Source organism: Helicobacter pylori FD535 (assembly GCF_000296015.2).
In the GTDB taxonomy this organism is placed as follows: Bacteria; Campylobacterota; Campylobacteria; order Campylobacterales; family Helicobacteraceae; genus Helicobacter; species Helicobacter pylori_CT.
On record NZ_AKHP02000009.1, the window covers coordinates 1 to 17,199 of the forward strand.

The window sequence follows — 17,199 nt, forward strand, 5'->3', positions numbered from 1 at the left end:
CGCGCAAGCGGAGACCAATTCTCAAGGTATAGGGGCTGGGGTAACAAGCCTTAAGGGGGCGATGATTGTGATGGATATGGCAGATTCTGCGCGCACGCAATTAGACAAGATCCGCTCGGATATGGGTTCGGTGCAAATGGAATTGGTTACAACCATTAATAATATTTCTGTAACCCAAGTGAATGTTAAAGCGGCTGAATCCCAAATCAGAGATGTGGATTTTGCTGAAGAGAGCGCGAACTTTTCTAAATACAATATTTTGGCGCAAAGCGGGAGTTTTGCTATGGCGCAAGCGAATGCGGTGCAACAAAATGTCTTAAGGCTTTTACAATAACAGCCCTTTTCATTCAAAGGGGCGTTAGCCCTTTTTATCAGTTATTTTTATAAGTTAGAATGATGGATATTTATCAAAAAAACTTACAAGCTCTTTTCAAAAAAGACCCTCTTTTGTTCGCAAAGCTCAAAGCCATTAAAGAAAACAAAAAATACGAAGTGTTTTTAGGGAATGATAGCGCGAATTTCAACCTATTAGATAAAGAAACAAACACGCCCTTATTTGAAAAAAGCCCGCTAGATTCAAGCTTAGAGCTATACCAAAATAGCGAAATTTACATGCTTTATCCTTATTTGTATTATTTTGGCTTGGGTAATGGGGTGTTTTATCGCTTGCTTTTAGGCAATGAAAATTTAAAACGCTTGGTGGTCATTGAGCCTGAAATAGAGATTATTTTCACTGTGTTGAATCTTTTGGATTTTTCCACTGAGATTTTAGAAAATCGTTTGATTTTATTGCATGCGGATTTTTGCCATTACAACATGATCGCTTCATTATTTGATATGGATAAAAAGTCTCGTTTATACGCAAGGATGTATGATTTAAAACTTTTTAACGCTTATTATGAACGATACTCCCATCAAATGATAGGAATCAACCAGCATTTCACGCGCGCTTTAGAGCATGGCGCTATTAGCGTAGGCAATGACGCTAAAGACGCGCTTATAGGCATCAAACAGCATGCCGCTAATTTGCCTGAAGTCATCAAAAGCCCTAGTTTAGTGGATTTTGTGAGCGCTTTAAAAAACAGAGACACCGCTATCATTGTTTCAACCGGGCCCAGTTTGAACAAGCAGCTCCCCCTTTTAAAAGAAATCGCTCCTTACGCCACGCTTTTTTGCATAGACGCTTCTTTCCCTATTTTGGCTAAAGCCGGTATCAAGCCTGATATTGTGCTGTCTTTAGAAAGGGTGGATTTAACGGCGAAATTTTACGAAGAAACCCCCTTAGATTTTCAAGAAGGCGTCATTTTTGCTCTGACTTCCATCGTGCATAAACGATTGATTCAAGCGATTAAAAAGGGGGTTAAGCAATTCAGCTTCCGCCCCTTTGGTTACACCAACCTTTTTGGTTTGCACCAGTATGGCTATGTGGGCATAGGCATGAGCGCAGCGAACATGGCGTATGAATTAGTGGTGCATTCTCGTTTCAAAAGATGCGTGTTTATCGGGCAAGATTTGAGCTTTTCACAAAGCGGTAACAGCCACGCTAATGGGGCGATTTATGGCGATAGAGAGATCAAGCCTAAAAAAGATAAAGACAAGATCTTTATAGAAAAATATGGGGGTAATGGGGAAGTAGAGACCACTTTGGTGTGGAAACTTTTCTTAGAATTTTTTGAAAAAGATATTTTTAACACGCCCTATAAACTGGAAGTCATTAACGCTACTGAAGGGGGGGCTAGAATTAAAGGGACTAAAGAAATGCCTTTTAAAGAAGTGTGCGAAAAAATAGACAAATCCAAGCCAAAGCCTCCTATCAACCTTATTTATCCCACTCAATCAGAACAGGCTAAAAACTTAAAGATCGCTAGGCAAAAATGCGAAGAGATCATCAAATACGCCAGTGAGAAAAAAACTCAAGTTGAAGAAGTGTTTTTAAAGGTGGCGTCATTTTTAGAAGAAGTGGAAAAGCTTCATGAAGAAAAAAAATTAGAAGAGTTGGATTTTAAGAAATTAGAAAATTTGAGCGCTGAAATTGATGACATTAAAGAGCTTTTTGACGACAAGCAATTCAATTCGTATTTTATGGATGCGATACAATCTTACATCTTCCACCAGGAATTGCGTATCGCTGAAATCGTGTGTAAAAAAACGAATAATGAAGACGAATTAAGGGCTAAGCAATTAGAATACATTTACGCGCACAAATACTGGCTTTTCAGTTTAGCGGGTGGGATTGATTGCGTGATAGAAGCGATCAAAATGGCTTTAAAGGAATGGTAAAACCCCTTTTTAAGCGTATGTGTCTAGGCTGGAATAAATTTCAGGGATATTTTCACCATCAACAAGGTTTTTCTCAACTTGGGATCTATCTTTAATCCCGCCGTCGTTATTGATAGCGTTTAAAGCTTGTAACCTGTCAAAATCAGGGGCGTTTGGCGTATTATCTTGGCTGAAACCATCTTGAATATTGCTTTGTTGTAAATCTTGCTCCACTTGATTCCTGTCTTTTATGGTTGCGTCATTATTGATATTGTTTAGGGTTTGGAGCTGTGTGAAATTGGGGGTGTAATGGGTGCTTATGGTCATGTTTTATCCTTTTTAGTTTTTTACACGCTCAATCGTGGATCGTCATTATAGCAATAATCCATTAAATCGCCTAGTCGTAAAACCTTGCATGAGTTTTCAATCAAATCAAAAACTTCCATGAGTTTAGAAAGCTCTCTGTGGTAGGCAAAAATCCCACACCCCTTAATGAAAACAAAATATTTTTTGCCCTCTTGCAGTTGGCGTAAAATTTCTGTATCCGCTCTTTCTTGCCAGCTGTCATAATCTTTGGGGTTAAAAATGGAAATTTCTTCGCCCAAAGAACGATACCCTAAATAATCTCTAGGGAGCAACCGGTTGTGGCGCAAGGAATACGCCAAACTATAAGGAGGGCGCGCGTAAGCGATGAATTTAGCGTCCAAAAACTCCCTATATACGCTCGCATGAATGGGCGAATCCAAGCTCGCTTCTTTCCAGCGGTAATCTATCTTGTCATGCAAAACCAGTAAGGTGTTTTCATTCAATTGATCAAAAACAGCGTTTCTTTTGTTGATCACAAATTGATTTGCACCAATGCGTGCTGAAATAGAGCCTTGATAAAGCCCAAAAAAACCCTTTCTAAACATGGATAATGAAATGCTTTTGAGCGAATGAATCAGATTGCTGTCAATGCCTCTTGTGTGTGTGTTCATGTTTATCATGATAACAAGTTTTTTTAATAAAAGGTATTAGTTTCCTAACAGATCTAAATTAAATTAACTCTATAAAAAATCCTAATTTAATGATAGTAAATAAATTTAGTGATACAGACTAAACTTTAAAGAAAAATCGGGTAATTTTTATCACTTTTTCAAAACAAGTGATAGATTATTAACTTTTTATGCTATAATGCGAGGGTTCTTTCATCAAGAATGGTGATTGACGAGATTTTTCAAATAATGATGTTAAGAAGAATTAAAGTAGGTTCTAATTTGAATAAAAAAGAAAGTTTGTTAGATGCGTTTGTTAAAACCTATCTGCAGATTTTAGAACCCATTAGCTCTAAGCGCTTAAAAGAGTTGGCAGACTTGAAAATATCTTGCGCGACGATCAGGAATTATTTTCAAATCCTTTCTAAAGAGGGCATGCTTTATCAAGCACATTCTAGTGGCGCTAGATTGCCTACTTTTAAGGCGTTTGAAAACTATTGGCAAAAGTCGTTGCGCTTTGAAGCTTTAAGGGTAAATGAAAAACGCTTAAAAAGCGCGAGTGAAAATTTTGGGCTTTTCACGCTGTTAAAAAAACCCAGTTTGGAGCGTTTAGAAAGAGTCATTGAGTGCGAAAAACGCTTTTTGATTTTGGACTTTTTGGCGTTTTCTTGCGTGCTGGGTTACAGCGTTAAAATGGAGAAGTTTTTATTAGAGCTTGTGGGCAAAAGCGTTAAAGAAGTGCGCTCAATCGCTGCTTCTGTCAATGCGTTGAGTTTGGCCAGGCAATTAGAGCGTTTGGAGTATTCCAACACACAAATTATGCGCTTTAATCTAATGGGGTTAAAAACGCTTTTAAACAGCCCTTTATTTTTTGACATTTTAGGGGGTAAGGTTTTAGAGCGTTTCAAAAAGGGTTTGCATTTTATAGAGCCTGATTGCATGCTAGTAACACGCCCTATAGAATTTCAAAACAAGCGGATGCAACTGCTTTGCGTGGGGAAACTAGAATGCGATTATGAAGGGTTTTTTCAAACGATTTCTAAGGAGGAATAATGAAAGATGAACACAACCAAGAACACGATCATTTGAGCCAAAAAGATCCTGAGTCTTGCGAAAAGGCTTGCGCTTGCAAAGAACAACAATGCGAAGAACAACAAGAAGCGAGCGGAAAAGAATGCGAGATCAAGGAAGATTTTGAGCTTAAATACCAAGAAATGCGTGAAAAATACTTAAGAGCGCATGCGGATTTTGAAAACGTGAAAAAGCGCTTAGAAAGAGACAAGAGCATGGCGTTAGAGTATGCGTATGAAAAAATCGCATTGGATCTATTGCCGGTGATTGATGCGCTTCTTGGGGCTCATAGAAGTGCAGCTGAAGAGGATAAAGAGAGTGCTTTAACCAAGGGCTTGGAGCTTACGATGGAAAAGTTGCATGAAGTTTTGGCAAGGCATGGCATTGAGGGGATTGAATGCTTAGAAGAATTTGATCCTCATTTCCACAATGCGATCATGCAAGTCAAAAGCGAAGAAAAAGAAAACGGGAAAATCGTGCAGGTTTTGCAACAGGGCTACAAGTATAAGGGTAGGGTTTTGAGGCCGGCAATGGTGAGCATTGCTAAAAACGACTAAAAACATTTATTTTAAAAGAAAGGATAACACATGGGAAAAGTTATTGGAATTGATTTAGGGACAACCAACTCCGCAATGGCGGTGTATGAAGGCAATGAAGCAAAGATTATTGCTAATAAAGAGGGTAAAAACACCACTCCTTCTATTGTGGCCTTTACGGATAAGGGCGAGATTTTAGTGGGCGAGAGCGCCAAAAGACAAGCGGTAACCAACCCAGAAAAAACCATTTATTCTATTAAAAGAATCATGGGTTTGATGTTTAATGAAGATAAGGCTAAAGAAGCCGAAAAACGCTTGCCTTATAAGATTGTGGATAGGAATGGGGCTTGCGCGATTGAGATTTCGGGTAAAGTTTATACCCCTCAAGAGATTTCAGCCAAAATTTTAATGAAGCTCAAAGAAGACGCTGAAAGCTATTTAGGTGAGAGCGTTACTGAAGCGGTTATCACGGTCCCGGCTTATTTTAACGACAGCCAAAGAAAAGCGACTAAAGAAGCCGGCACGATTGCAGGGCTTAATGTTTTAAGGATTATCAATGAGCCTACAAGCGCGGCGTTAGCCTATGGCTTGGATAAAAAAGAGAGCGAAAAAATCATGGTTTATGATTTGGGTGGGGGGACTTTTGATGTTACCGTTTTAGAAACAGGCGATAATGTCGTAGAAGTTTTAGCCACAGGGGGCGATGCGTTCTTAGGGGGCGATGATTTTGACAATCGTGTGATTGATTTCTTAGCGAGTGAGTTTAAAAGCGAAACGGGCATTGAAATTAAAAACGATGTGATGGCGTTGCAACGCTTGAAAGAAGCGGCTGAAAACGCTAAAAAAGAATTAAGCTCTGCGATGGAGACTGAAATCAATTTGCCCTTTATCACCGCAGACGCTACCGGGCCTAAACACTTGGTTAAAAAACTCACTAGGGCTAAATTTGAAAGCTTGACAGAAGATCTAGTGGAAGAAACGATTTCTAAAATTGAAAGCGTGATCAAAGACGCAGGGCTAACCAAAAATGAGATTTCAGAAGTGGTGATGGTGGGAGGTTCCACTCGTATCCCTAAAGTCCAAGAAAGGGTGAAAGCGTTTATCAACAAAGAGTTGAATAAAAGCGTCAATCCTGATGAAGTCGTAGCGGTGGGCGCGAGCATTCAAGGGGGCGTGTTGAAAGGCGATGTGAAAGATGTGCTTTTATTAGATGTTACGCCTTTAAGTCTTGGGATTGAAACTTTAGGGGGCGTAATGACTAAAGTGATTGATAGAGGCACGACTGTTCCGGCGAAAAAATCTCAGGTGTTCTCAACCGCTGAAGACAACCAGCCCGCTGTGTCCATTATGGTTTTACAGGGTGAAAGGGAATTGGCAAGGGATAATAAATCTTTAGGTAAATTTGATTTGCAAGGCATCGCTCCCGCTCCAAGAGGCGTGCCGCAAATTGAAGTAACCTTTGATATTGACGCTAACGGGATTTTAACCGTGTCAGCGCAAGATAAAAATACCGGTAAAAGCCAAGAGATTAAAATTTCTGGCTCTAGCGGGTTGTCTGATAGCGAAATTGAAAAAATGGTGAAAGACGCTGAATTGCACAAAGAAGAAGACGCTAGGAAAAAAGAAGTGATTGAAGCGAGAAACCATGCCGATAGTTTGGCGCACCAAACCCAAAAGAGCCTTGATGAGCATAAAACGAATTTGAATGAAAACGACGCTAACGAGATCCAAAACGCCATTAACGCTCTTAAAGATTGCGTCAAAAACGATAACGCTACTAAAGCGGAGCTTGAAGACAAGACAAAAGCGTTAGCGCAAGCGGCTCAAAAATTAGGCGAAGCCATGGCGAATAAAAACAACGCCGAGCAACCCAAGAAAAAAGACGATGATGTGATTGATGCGGAAGTGGAGTGAAACGCTTTTAAAAACTTCTTTTAAGCGGGCGGTTTTAATGAAAACCCGCTTGCTTTCCTCATTTTCATCAATGGGATACCGATTGCAAAATCTACAAAACACTCAAAGCGTTTTTTAATCCAAATATCAAAGCTTGGTTTTAATCAAGCGATAGCTTTTCAAGACTTATTTTAAAAAGCGTTGGTGGGATTTTAGGAAAATCCCTTATGAGAGAGTTCTTTTTGGTATGGGGTTGTTTCTTAATGGCTTGCGCTAGATGGCTCTAACTCAAAATACGCAGTGGGGATTTGACTGAATTCGTTAGCAAAGCGTAAAAAATCGTTGGTAATGTTTTCAAGATGGGATTCTAAATCGTCATAGAGCTTTTGATAGCATGCGTTTTCAATAACGATCTTATCATACGCTAAGCATTTTTGACACTCTTCTTCCCCATTCTCCTCTATGGATCGACCTATACAAAGATAAAACTTTTCAAAATCGTTGCACCAATAGTAAGCAAACCAGAGGTAAAAACCTTTTGTTGGGGTTGGTTTTTCACCATTGACAAATCCTTCCTCTAAAATATCCTGACGGCAAAAAGCGATGGATGGCTTCTTGGATAAATTCCCAGAGCCAAGACTGATTTTACACGCATAACCCCATGGCGTTAAAAACTGGTTCAGCCCGTTTTGGCATGAACCATACTTTGGTATTTTTGGAATTTTGCCTGTTTGCTTTTCCTCTTGCATTTTAGCGTCTATTAACGCTGCAAATTCTCTTAACAAGTCCTGAAACGCTTTTCTTTGCTCCTCATTCCATTCTATTTTTTCATACCAGCTCCTTAATCCATCTTAATAAGTCAACATTCTATCCTAAACTTATTCCATTTAACGAGTTTAGGCATAATCGCTAAAATTGAGTTATTGTTATAGGAGAAATGATGATCATTACCACGATGCAAGACGCCATAGGCCGCACTCCCGTTTTTAAATTCACTAACAAGGATTACCCCATTCCCATAAATTCCGCCATTTACGCTAAACTAGAGCATTTAAACCCGGGAGGGAGCATCAAAGATCGCTTAGGCCAATACCTTATAGAAGAAGGGTTAAAAACAGGCAAAATCACTTCTAAAACAACCATCATTGAGCCTACCGCAGGTAATACCGGCATCGCTCTAGCTTTAGTCGCGCTCAAGCACCATCTCAAAACCATCTTTGTTGTCCCGGAAAAATTCAGCACAGAAAAACAGCAAATCATGAGGGCTTTGGGGGCTTTAGTAATCAACACGCCTAGTAGCGAGGGGATTTCTGGCGCCATTAAAAAAAGTAAAGAGCTAGCCGAAAGTATCCCTGATAGCTATTTGCCCTTACAATTTGAAAACCCTGATAATCCTAACGCTTACTACCACACCCTAGCCCCTGAGATTGTCCAAGAGTTAGGCACAAACCTTACGAGCTTTGTAGCCGGGATAGGGAGTGGTGGCACTTTTGCTGGCACAGCTAGGTATTTGAAAGAGCGCATTCCTAATATTCGCTTGATTGGGGTGGAGCCGGAGGGTTCTATTTTGAATGGGGGAGAGCCTGGGCCTCATGAGATTGAGGGCATTGGCGTGGAGTTCATCCCCCCTTTTTTTGCAAACTTGGATATTGATGGCTTTGAAACGATTTCAGATGAAGAGGGTTTTAGCTACACTAGGAAGTTAGCCAAGAAAAACGGCTTATTAGTGGGGAGCTCTAGTGGGGCAGCTTTTGTGGCAGCACTAAAAGAAGCACAACGCCTCCCCGAAGGTAGCCAGGTTTTAACCATTTTCCCAGATGTTGCCGATCGTTATCTTTCTAAAGGTATTTATTCATAAAAATTCAATAAAAAAGGAAAAACCATGCGCATGCAAACAAAACTAATCCATGGGGGCATTAGTGAGGACGCGACAACGGGGGCGGTGAGCGTGCCTATTTATCAAACTTCCACCTACCGCCAAGACGCCATAGGCCGCCATAAGGGCTATGAATACTCTCGCTCAGGCAACCCAACGCGCTTTGCTTTAGAAGAACTCATCGCCGATTTAGAAGGGGGGGTTAAGGGGTTCGCTTTCGCTTCTGGTTTGGCCGGAATCCACGCTGTCTTTTCTCTCTTGCAATCAGGCGATCATGTGTTATTGGGCGATGATGTTTATGGGGGGACTTTCCGCTTGTTTAATAAGGTGCTTGTCAAAAACGGGCTTTCTTGCACCATTATAGACACTAGCGATCTATCCCAAATCAAAAAGGCTGTCAAACCCAACACCAAAGCCCTTTATTTAGAAACCCCTAGTAACCCCTTGCTTAAAATCACGGACTTAGTGCAATGCGCTGGTGTCGCTAAAGATCATGGTTTGCTCACTATCGTGGATAACACCTTTGCCACCCCCTATTGTCAAAACCCGCTTCTTTTGGGGGCGGACATTGTGGTGCATAGCGGCACAAAATACTTAGGCGGGCATAGCGATGTGGTTGCTGGGCTTGTAACCACCAATAATGAAGCGCTAGCCCAAGAGATCGCTTTTTTCCAAAACGCTATCGGTGGGGTTTTGGGCCCTCAAGACAGCTGGCTGTTGCAAAGAGGGATTAAAACGCTGGGATTGCGCATGGAGGCCCATCAAAAAAACGCCCTTTGCGTGGCTGATTTTTTAGAAAAACACCCTAAAGTAGAGAGGGTTTATTACCCGGGCTTGCCCACTCACCCTAACCACGAACTGGCCAAAGCCCAAATGCGTGGCTTTAGCGGGATGCTCTCTTTCACTCTCAAAAATGACAGCGAGGCGACTCTTTTTGTAGAAAGCCTTAAGTTATTCATTTTAGGCGAGAGTTTGGGAGGGGTGGAGAGTTTGGTGGGGATTCCGGCGTTTATGACCCATGCGTGTATCCCTAAAGTGCAACGAGAAGCTGCCGGGATTAGAGATGGTTTGGTGCGCTTATCTGTGGGGATTGAGCATGAACAGGATTTGTTAGAAGATTTAGAGCAAGCGTTCGCTAAAATAAGCTAAAGTTTCATTACAATTTATGAATGAAGGAGTTAAAAACATGAAAATGAATGTAGAGAGTTTTAATTTGGATCACACCAAAGTCAAAGCCCCTTATGTGCGTATCGCTGATCGCAAAAAGGGCGTTAATGGGGATTTGATTATCAAATACGATGTGCGCTTCAAGCAGCCCAACAAAGATCACATGGACATGCCGAGCCTACACTCTTTAGAGCATTTAGTCGCTGAGATTATCCGTAACCATGCCAGTTATGTCGTGGATTGGTCGCCTATGGGTTGCCAAACGGGATTTTACCTCACGGTGTTAAACCATGACAATTACACAGAGATTTTAGAGGTTTTAGAAAAGACGATGCAAGACGTGTTAAAGGCTACAGAAGTGCCTGCCAGCAATGAAAAGCAATGCGGTTGGGCGGCTAACCACACTTTAGAGGGCGCGCAGAATTTAGCGCGCGCTTTCTTAGACAAACGCGCTGAGTGGTCTGAAGTGGGGGTTTGATTGGTTTGGGGAATGATTTTACTCCCCTACCCCCTTATGAATTTTACCCATTTTAGCGTTACATTCCAATCAAAAACCATCGTATCGGTGTTAATATTGTGTAAAAATTCATGTTATGAATCTCTTGGTTGAGAAGGATTTCAATGAAAAAATTGATTTTAGTCATCTTTTTAACGCTAACGCTTTCAATATCTGCAAAAGAAGTGAAAATAGTGTTTTTAGAAACTTCAGACATTCATGGGCGGCTTTTTTCGTATGATTATGCGGTTGGCGAGCAAAAACCCGATAACGGCTTGACAAGGATTGCGACTTTAATCAAAAAGCAAAGGGCTGAAAATAAAAATGTGGTTTTGATTGACAGCGGGGATTTGTTGCAGGGTAATAGCGCGGAGTTGTTTAACGATGAGCCTATCCACCCGCTCGTTTTAGCCGAAAATGATTTGAAATTTGACATTCGTGTGCTTGGGAATCACGAGTTTAATTTCAGCAAATATTTTTTAGAGAAAAATATTAAGGGGTTTAATGGTGATGTCGTGAATGCGAATATCATCAAAACTATAGACAATCAGCCGTTTGTAAAGCCTTATGTAATTAAAACAATTGATGGCGTGAGGGTGGCGGTTGTGGGGTATGTGGTTCCACACATCCCCACTTGGGAGGCCGCTACGCCTGAACATTTTGCAGGCTTGAAGTTTTTGGACGCCAAAGAAGCACTAGAAAAGGCTTTGAAAGAACTGAAAGGGAAGTATGATGTTTTGATTGGCGCTTTTCATTTGGGGCGAGAAGATGAGAAAGGTGGCGACGGGATACCTGATCTGGCGAAAAAATTCCCGCAATTTGACATCATTTTTGCAGGGCATGAGCATGCAGTTTATAACACTAAAATAGGAAAAGTGCATACCATTGAGCCTGGAGCGTATGGGGCTTATCTGGCAAAAGGCGTGGTAGTATTTGACACCAAAACGAAGAAAAAAATTGTAACGACTGAAAATTTACCCACAAAAGGCGTTCCAGAAGATGAAGAATTAGCGAAAAAATATGAATATGTGGATAAAAAATCAAAAGAATACGCTAATGAAGTGGTCGGCGAAGTGACAAAAACCTTTATTGACAGGCCTGATTTCATCACAGGAGGAGAAAAAATCACTACGATGCCAACCGCCGCCTTGCAAGAAACACCGGTGATAGAATTGATCAATAAAGTGCAAAAATATTATGCAAAAGCCGATGTTTCAGCGGCAGCCTTATTCAATTTTGGCGCCAATTTGAAAAAAGGGCCTTTCAAAAGAAAAGATGTCGCCTACATTTACAAGTTCGCTAACACGCTCATTGGAGTGGAGATAACGGGTGAAAATCTGTTGAAATACATGGAATGGTCGTATCAATTTTACAATCAGTTGCAACCAGGCGATTTAACGATCAGTTTTAATGAAAACATTCGCGGTTATAACTTTGATATGTTTTCTGGCGTGAAATACCAAGTTGATGTTACAAAACCCGCCGGACAAAGAATCATTAATCCGACAATCAACAACAAACCCATTGACCCCAAAGCAATCTATAAATTAGCGATCAACAATTACCGATTCGGGACATTATCCACGACATTAAAATTGGTTACAGACGCCAACAGGTATTATAATTCTTACGATGAGTTACAAGATAACGGGCAAATACGGGATTTAATCATCAAATACATCACAGAAGAGAAGGGCGGGAAAGTAACGCCTGAATTGGAGGGAAACTGGGAAATCATCAACTACGATTTCAAAAACCCGTTGCTAAAAAAATTGGCAGAAAAATTAAAAGAGGGGAGCATCAAAATCCCCACTTCAAAAGACGGGAGGACTTTGAACATAAGATCCATTAAAGAGAGTGAAGTTAGATAAAATTTTTTATTTTTATTATTTTATTTTTAAGCCTAACTTAAAAAAGGGTGTTATATAATCTTAAATTGTTGGCTTTTCACTTTTTTGGCGGTTTTCAAACAACCGGGTTTTAATTTTACTTTGTGTCTCTTCTCATTTTTCGGGGGGAGGGGGGGTACATTTGGAAGCTAAACTCTAAAATTAGGGTTTGACTTAAAAATGATTTATAGGAGATAAATGATGTTTTCTTCAATGTTTGCTTCGTTAGGGACTCGTATCATGCTGGTCGTGTTAGCCGCTCTTTTAGGTTTAGGGGGGCTTTTTATTGGTTTTGTAAAGGTTATGCAAAAAGATGTGTTGGCGCAACTCATGGAGCATTTAGAAAACGGGCAATACAAAAAGCGTGAAAAAACGCTCGCTTACATGACAAAACTTCTTGAACAGGGCATTCATGAGTATTACAAAAGTTTTGACAATGCTACTGCAAGAAAAATGGCGTTAGATTATTTCAAACGCATTAACGACGATAAAGGCATGATTTATATGGTGGTGGTGGATAAAAACGGGGTGGTGCTGTTTGATCCGGTCAATCCTAAAACCGTAGGCCAATCAGGGCTTGACGCTCAGAGCGTTGATGGGGTGTATTATGTTAGGGGGTATTTGGAGGCGGCTAAAAAAGGGGGAGGCTACACTTATTATAAAATGCCTAAATACGATGGAGGCGTGCCGGAGAAAAAATTCGCCTACTCGCATTATGATGAAGTGTCTCAAATGGTGATCGCAGCGACTTCTTATTACACTGACATTAACACAGAAAATAAAGCGATTAAAGAAGGCATGAATAAGGTTTTTAATGAAAACACCACGAAATTATTCCTTTGGATACTGACAGCGACGATATCGTTAGTGGTCTTGACGCTCGTATACGCTAAATTAAGAATCGTGAAACGCATTGATGAACTAGTCCTTAAAATCAACGCTTTTAGCCATGGGGATAAGGATTTGAGAGCCAAAATTGATGTGGGTGATCGCAACGATGAAATCTCGCAAGTGGGCCGTGGGGTCAATTTGTTTGTGGAAAATGCCCGCTTGATTATGGAAGAGATTAAAGGGATTTCCACTTCCAATAAAACTTCAATGGATAAATTAGTCCAAATCGCGCAAGAAACCCAAAAGAGCATGAAAGATTCCTCAACCACCCTAAATTCCGTAAAAAATAAAGCCACTGATATAGCGAGCATGATGAATATTTCCATAGAGCAGTCTCAAGGGTTAAGGAAGCGTTTGATTGAAACGCAAGGGCTTGTCAAAGAGAGCAAGGATGCGATTGGGGATTTATTTTCTCAAATCACAGAGAGCGCGCACACTGAAGAGGAGCTCTCTAGCCAAGTGGAGCAGCTAAGCCGTAACGCTGATGATGTCAAATCCATTTTGGATATCATCAACGATATTGCCGATCAAACCAATCTTTTAGCCCTAAACGCTGCTATTGAAGCCGCACGGGCCGGCGAGCATGGGAGAGGCTTTGCGGTGGTGGCTGATGAAGTTAGGAATTTAGCCGGGCGCACTCAAAAGTCTTTAGCCGAAATCAATTCCACTATCATGGTGATTGTCCAAGAAATCAATGCCGTAAGTTCGCAAATGAATCTCAATTCGCAAAAAATGGAGCGTTTGAGCGATATGAGTAAAAGCGTGCAAGAAACTTACGAAAAAATGAGTTCTAATTTAAGCTCAGTCGTATTAGACAGCAATCAAAGCATGGACGATTACGCCAAATCCGGACACCAAATTGAAGCTATGGTAAGCGATTTTGTAGAAGTGGAAAAAGTGGCTTCTAAGACTTTAGCCGATTCTTCAGATATTTTAAACATCGCTACGCATGTGAGTGGAACGACCATGAATTTAGACAAACAAGTGAATTTATTTAAAACTTAAATTAGGAGGAGTTTATCAAAAAGGGTTGGATTGTTAAAAGTTTCTGTGATCACGGCGTGCTTTAATAGTGAAAAAACTATTGAAGACACCATTCTTTCGGTGCTTAACCAAACTTATAAAAACATTGAATACATCATTATAGACGGATCTAGCGCGGATAGCACTTTAGAAATCATTCAAAAATATAAGGATCAAATCGCTTGCGTGGTGAGCGAAAAAGATAAGGGCATTTATGACGCTATGAATAAGGGCATAAGGCGCTCTAGTGGGGATATTATCGCTTTATTGAACAGCGATGATTTTTACAAAGATGAGTTTGTAATAGAAAAAGTGGTGCATGAGTTTGAAAACAAAAATTGCGATAGCGTGTATGCGGATCTGGTTTTTGTCAAACCGGATCGTTTAGAAAAAGTGGTCCGTTATTATGAGAGCGGGGAGTTTAGCCCTAAAACCTTGCTTTATGGCGTGGTGCCAGCCCACCCTACGCTTTTTGTCAAAAAAGCCATTCATGAACGCTACGGCTTATACAAAACCGATTATAAGATTTCAGCGGATTTTGAGATGATCATCCGCTTGTTTGTGGTGCAAAAAATAAGCTTTTCTTACTTGAAAGAAGTGTTAGTGGTGATGCGCACCGGGGGGGCTAGCGCAAAAGGGTTTAAAAGCCTTTTATTAAGGAATAAAGAAAACATAAGAGCATGTAAAGAAAACGGCATTCAAGCGAATGTTTTTTCCATGCTTTTAAAATACCCTAGGAAAATCATGGGCTTATTTAAAAGGGAAAAAAGGGGCTAAAACGAAACGATTAAAGAAAGATTAGCGTTAAATCGTGGTTTGAATCTTTCTTGATGGTTGTTGTAGGTGTAAAAAACATTCCTCACTAAAGGCATTTCAATCCCTAATTGCAGGGACAAATAGCCGATAAAATCCACGATAAAACCAAAACGCAAAGGGGATTGAAAAAAGGTTTTCTTGGTTCTTGGGATAATCGTTGTGATAGCACCGGTTTTAATCGTATCCACTAACAACACCCCTTGTTCTAAAGCGATCCCTAAATAACTCCTAAAACGATAAATATTTTTATCTACAAAAATCCAAGAAAAATCTAACGCGCCCCCATAATTTTGCACCATTAAGGTTTGAGGCTGAGAGAGGGAAACAGAATGGAAATAGTTATAGACGCTAAAGATTCTAAAACCGACTTTAGGGTGGTTTCTTAAAAAATGCTCTAAACCGGTAGCGGTGTTAAACCCTATACTATTGGCTACAAAAGTCAAGGTTTGGTTAGAAGTTGAAAAAGTGGCTTGCGAATAGTTGTATCCAAAAATGAAAAAGAATTTAAGGCTTTTTTCTAAAGCCCTTTTTAAGATTTGCTGGTTTTTATCTAAGACTGGCTGTTTTTCGCTATTTTTATCAATGGTTAGGGGTTTAGGTTTGTCGTCATCATTCTTGTTTTTAAAGTTTTCCAAGAATTGAGACCAAGTGATTTCATTAGCTTCTAAAAAGAGTGGGTTCAACGATAAAAAGAGATAAATACTAAATAGAGTTTTCAAATACAACCTTAATTTTTTTAATGTATTGTGCCTAATTATCTTAAATTAACTTTAAATTACTTGCATGTTTTTACTATAACCCCTACTTACACGCAACGCTATATTTTAAAATACAATTTATTGAGGTTTTGTTCCCATCAAGCATGGATAACTAAAGCCAACCTTAATCATTTTTCATTACAAGAATTTATCGCCTAATTAAAGTTTAGCTTACAGCAAATAAAACACCTTTTCTTCTTGAAAAACGCTTTTAATTTCTATAAAAAGGGTCTTTTCTGTGCGTTCTTCTAGCACGATAATAGGGTTAATACTCTCGCTCCCGCTCACTAACGCCCTTAAAGACAACTCTTCTTCATAATTTAAGGGGTTAAGGTTTAACTCTTTTAAATTATCATAGTTTTTCGCCATAAGGGTATTAAGGCCCTCTAAAGTTAAAAACAAGGTTTCATCTCTTTGGCTATAACCCACTAGAGTGCTTAAACGCTGAGAAAAAACCCACCTTAAATCGTTGATCCTAACTCTAGCCTTACTTTTAGAGCGCGCTAGAATGCAGCAATTCAAGGGGTTTGAATTTTTAGAAAGCCACACGCCCCCATTCAATAAGCGGTAAGTTGCGATCGTTTTTTGGGCTAAAAAAGGCTTATTAGCGTCCTTTTTAGCTGCGTCTAATGTTCTAAAAACTTGCGTTCTTTCTTCAACGCTTGCGGGTAAAATCTGGCGTTTTAAAGGCGAGTAAAGCTCAAAGGGGCTTCTGTTTTGGGATTCTTTTTGGATTTTTAAAGCGAATTGGCAACCGCAATAATTTTGCCGATAAAGCTCGTTTTCTCTCGCCAAAGCTTGCAAATTTAAATCCAACTCGCTTTTGAAATGTTCAAAATTATCGTTTCTAAACACAACAAATTCCAAATGGTGCCTTTGCGCGATGTGTTGTCCCTTAGCGATGAGCTGGTTAGGGTCTTTTTTAGGGCTTGTGAGTAAGGTGGTAGTGAATCTTTCTTCCCCTAATTCAAAGGCTTTCAAAGCGCTCGCTTCTAAGCGTAAATCAAAGCACTCAAAACAGCGTTCGCTTTTTTCCCCTAACAATTCCTTACCCTTAGCTTTATCTAAAAATTTTTCTAATTCATAATCGCCCTCAAGCAATTCAATTTCTAGCATCCCGCAAGTGCGTTTCACATCCTCTAAACGCAACAAGTATTCGCTATAAGGGTGGATATTGGGGTTATAAAAAAACCCTACAATTTTTTCACCCGCAAAAGCCTCTTTAGCCTTTTTTAAAAAATAAAGGTTATCCACTGAGCAACAAATATGAATGAGCATTAAAACTGCTTTTTATTCACGTCTTCTAAAATATCGTTAGAGACTTTGTCAATTTCTTGACTGATTTCTAACGAATCGCTAGCGATTTTTAGATTGCCCTCAATAACTGATCTTAAGGCTTCAATAGAAGCGTTGATTTCTTCTACTTCTTTAACCTGGTTTTTAATGCTTTCGCTCGTGTCTGAAATGCTTTGAACTAAAATATTGATATTGGCTTCAATTTCGCTGAGCGATTTTTGCGTCCTTTCAGCGAGCTTTCTCACCTCATCAGC

17 protein-coding genes are annotated in these 17,199 nt (G+C 40.0%); 11 read left to right on the plus strand and 6 right to left on the minus strand.

Features of this window, described 5'->3' with window-relative positions; genetic code table 11:
• Both DV63_RS0208990 and DV63_RS10695 read left to right on the plus strand, forming a co-directional pair.
• The coding region (locus DV63_RS0208990; protein ID WP_031202233.1) for a flagellin at window positions 1-334 on the plus strand (334 nt) is incomplete at its 5' end.
• 62 nt (window positions 335-396) lie between these two features.
• Window positions 397-2,280 carry a motility associated factor glycosyltransferase family protein gene (locus DV63_RS10695; RefSeq protein WP_017179738.1) on the plus strand — a complete coding sequence of 628 codons (1,884 nt, stop codon included), beginning with the start codon at window positions 397-399 and terminating at the stop codon, window positions 2,278-2,280.
• Between the two features lie 9 nt (window positions 2,281-2,289).
• On the opposite strand, the gene DV63_RS10700 is transcribed toward DV63_RS10695, so the two are convergent.
• Window positions 2,290-2,586 carry a hypothetical protein gene (locus DV63_RS10700; protein WP_000156066.1) on the minus strand — a complete coding sequence of 99 codons (297 nt, stop codon included), beginning with the start codon at window positions 2,584-2,586 and terminating at the stop codon, window positions 2,290-2,292.
• Between the two features lie 20 nt (window positions 2,587-2,606).
• Window positions 2,607-3,245, minus strand: a complete 639-nt coding sequence (locus tag DV63_RS10705; RefSeq protein WP_017179737.1) for a class II aldolase and adducin N-terminal domain-containing protein — start codon at window positions 3,243-3,245, stop codon at window positions 2,607-2,609.
• A 210-nt stretch (window positions 3,246-3,455) separates the two neighbouring features.
• On the opposite strand from DV63_RS10705, the gene DV63_RS10710 reads away from it, so the two are divergent.
• The 3 genes from DV63_RS10710 to dnaK are packed head-to-tail and all read left to right on the plus strand — an operon-like array spanning window position 3,456 to window position 6,754.
• Complete coding sequence (locus tag DV63_RS10710; RefSeq protein ID WP_000234018.1) at window positions 3,456-4,286, plus strand: HrcA family transcriptional regulator; 831 nt, start codon at window positions 3,456-3,458, stop codon at window positions 4,284-4,286.
• Window positions 4,286-4,861 carry a nucleotide exchange factor GrpE gene (gene grpE, locus DV63_RS10715; protein ID WP_000650839.1) on the plus strand — a complete coding sequence of 192 codons (576 nt, stop codon included), beginning with the start codon at window positions 4,286-4,288 and terminating at the stop codon, window positions 4,859-4,861. The genes DV63_RS10710 and grpE overlap by 1 nt, the downstream gene beginning before the upstream one ends.
• Before the next feature lie 30 nt (window positions 4,862-4,891).
• Window positions 4,892-6,754 (plus strand): molecular chaperone DnaK, encoded by a 1,863-nt coding sequence (dnaK, locus tag DV63_RS10720; protein WP_000521039.1) that lies wholly within the window; start codon window positions 4,892-4,894, stop codon window positions 6,752-6,754.
• Between the two features lie 239 nt (window positions 6,755-6,993).
• On the opposite strand, the gene DV63_RS10725 is transcribed toward dnaK, so the two are convergent.
• A complete protein-coding gene (locus tag DV63_RS10725; RefSeq protein WP_000943117.1) occupies window positions 6,994-7,518 on the minus strand; it encodes a hypothetical protein in 525 nt (174 codons plus the stop codon).
• Window positions 7,519-7,673: 155 nt separating this feature from the next.
• Here DV63_RS10725 and DV63_RS10730 point away from each other — a divergent pair, with 155 nt between their 5' ends.
• From DV63_RS10730 to DV63_RS10755, 6 genes are all read left to right on the plus strand, one after another.
• Window positions 7,674-8,591 (plus strand): O-acetylserine-dependent cystathionine beta-synthase, encoded by a 918-nt coding sequence (locus DV63_RS10730; protein WP_017179736.1) that lies wholly within the window; start codon window positions 7,674-7,676, stop codon window positions 8,589-8,591.
• 24 nt (window positions 8,592-8,615) lie between these two features.
• Window positions 8,616-9,758, plus strand: a complete 1,143-nt coding sequence (locus tag DV63_RS10735) for a cystathionine gamma-synthase (RefSeq protein WP_001242834.1) — start codon at window positions 8,616-8,618, stop codon at window positions 9,756-9,758.
• 37 nt (window positions 9,759-9,795) lie between these two features.
• Window positions 9,796-10,254, plus strand: coding sequence for an S-ribosylhomocysteine lyase (locus tag DV63_RS10740; protein ID WP_000783560.1), 459 nt, complete (start codon window positions 9,796-9,798; stop codon window positions 10,252-10,254).
• A 143-nt stretch (window positions 10,255-10,397) separates the two neighbouring features.
• Window positions 10,398-12,143, plus strand: a complete 1,746-nt coding sequence (locus DV63_RS10745; protein ID WP_000733652.1) for a bifunctional metallophosphatase/5'-nucleotidase — start codon at window positions 10,398-10,400, stop codon at window positions 12,141-12,143.
• Between the two features lie 216 nt (window positions 12,144-12,359).
• Window positions 12,360-14,057 (plus strand): methyl-accepting chemotaxis protein TlpB, encoded by a 1,698-nt coding sequence (gene tlpB, locus DV63_RS10750; RefSeq protein ID WP_000971610.1) that lies wholly within the window; start codon window positions 12,360-12,362, stop codon window positions 14,055-14,057.
• A 30-nt stretch (window positions 14,058-14,087) separates the two neighbouring features.
• Window positions 14,088-14,852, plus strand: a complete 765-nt coding sequence (locus DV63_RS10755; RefSeq protein ID WP_017179681.1) for a glycosyltransferase family 2 protein — start codon at window positions 14,088-14,090, stop codon at window positions 14,850-14,852.
• On the opposite strand, the gene DV63_RS10760 is transcribed toward DV63_RS10755, so the two are convergent.
• The 3 genes from DV63_RS10760 to DV63_RS0208995 form a co-directional block, all read right to left on the minus strand.
• Entirely contained in the window at window positions 14,849-15,610 is a 762-nt protein-coding gene (locus tag DV63_RS10760; RefSeq protein ID WP_000853690.1) for an outer membrane beta-barrel protein, read from the minus strand. The two genes, DV63_RS10755 and DV63_RS10760, sit on opposite strands and share 4 nt — an antisense overlap.
• A 210-nt stretch (window positions 15,611-15,820) precedes the next feature.
• Window positions 15,821-16,927, minus strand: a complete 1,107-nt coding sequence (locus tag DV63_RS10765; RefSeq protein ID WP_000905223.1) for an epoxyqueuosine reductase QueH — start codon at window positions 16,925-16,927, stop codon at window positions 15,821-15,823.
• Window positions 16,927-17,199: hypothetical protein (locus DV63_RS0208995; protein WP_031202237.1), on the minus strand; the 273-nt coding region annotated here is incomplete at its 5' end. The genes DV63_RS0208995 and DV63_RS10765, both read right to left, overlap by 1 nt.

Coding starts and splice junctions, on each gene's coding strand:
- dnaK (WP_000521039.1), top strand. CDS start 4,892: ATGGGAAAAGTTATTGGAATTGATTTAGGGACAACCAACTCCGCAATG.
- DV63_RS10730 (WP_017179736.1), top strand. CDS start 7,674: ATGATCATTACCACGATGCAAGACGCCATAGGCCGCACTCCCGTTTTT.
- DV63_RS10745 (WP_000733652.1), top strand. CDS start 10,398: ATGAAAAAATTGATTTTAGTCATCTTTTTAACGCTAACGCTTTCAATA.
- DV63_RS10735 (WP_001242834.1), top strand. CDS start 8,616: ATGCGCATGCAAACAAAACTAATCCATGGGGGCATTAGTGAGGACGCG.
- DV63_RS10695 (WP_017179738.1), top strand. CDS start 397: ATGGATATTTATCAAAAAAACTTACAAGCTCTTTTCAAAAAAGACCCT.
- DV63_RS10740 (WP_000783560.1), top strand. CDS start 9,796: ATGAAAATGAATGTAGAGAGTTTTAATTTGGATCACACCAAAGTCAAA.
- DV63_RS10700 (WP_000156066.1), bottom strand. CDS start 2,586: ATGACCATAAGCACCCATTACACCCCCAATTTCACACAGCTCCAAACC.
- tlpB (WP_000971610.1), top strand. CDS start 12,360: ATGATGTTTTCTTCAATGTTTGCTTCGTTAGGGACTCGTATCATGCTG.
- DV63_RS10705 (WP_017179737.1), bottom strand. CDS start 3,245: ATGATAAACATGAACACACACACAAGAGGCATTGACAGCAATCTGATT.
- DV63_RS10765 (WP_000905223.1), bottom strand. CDS start 16,927: ATGCTCATTCATATTTGTTGCTCAGTGGATAACCTTTATTTTTTAAAA.
- grpE (WP_000650839.1), top strand. CDS start 4,286: ATGAAAGATGAACACAACCAAGAACACGATCATTTGAGCCAAAAAGAT.
- DV63_RS10710 (WP_000234018.1), top strand. CDS start 3,456: ATGGTGATTGACGAGATTTTTCAAATAATGATGTTAAGAAGAATTAAA.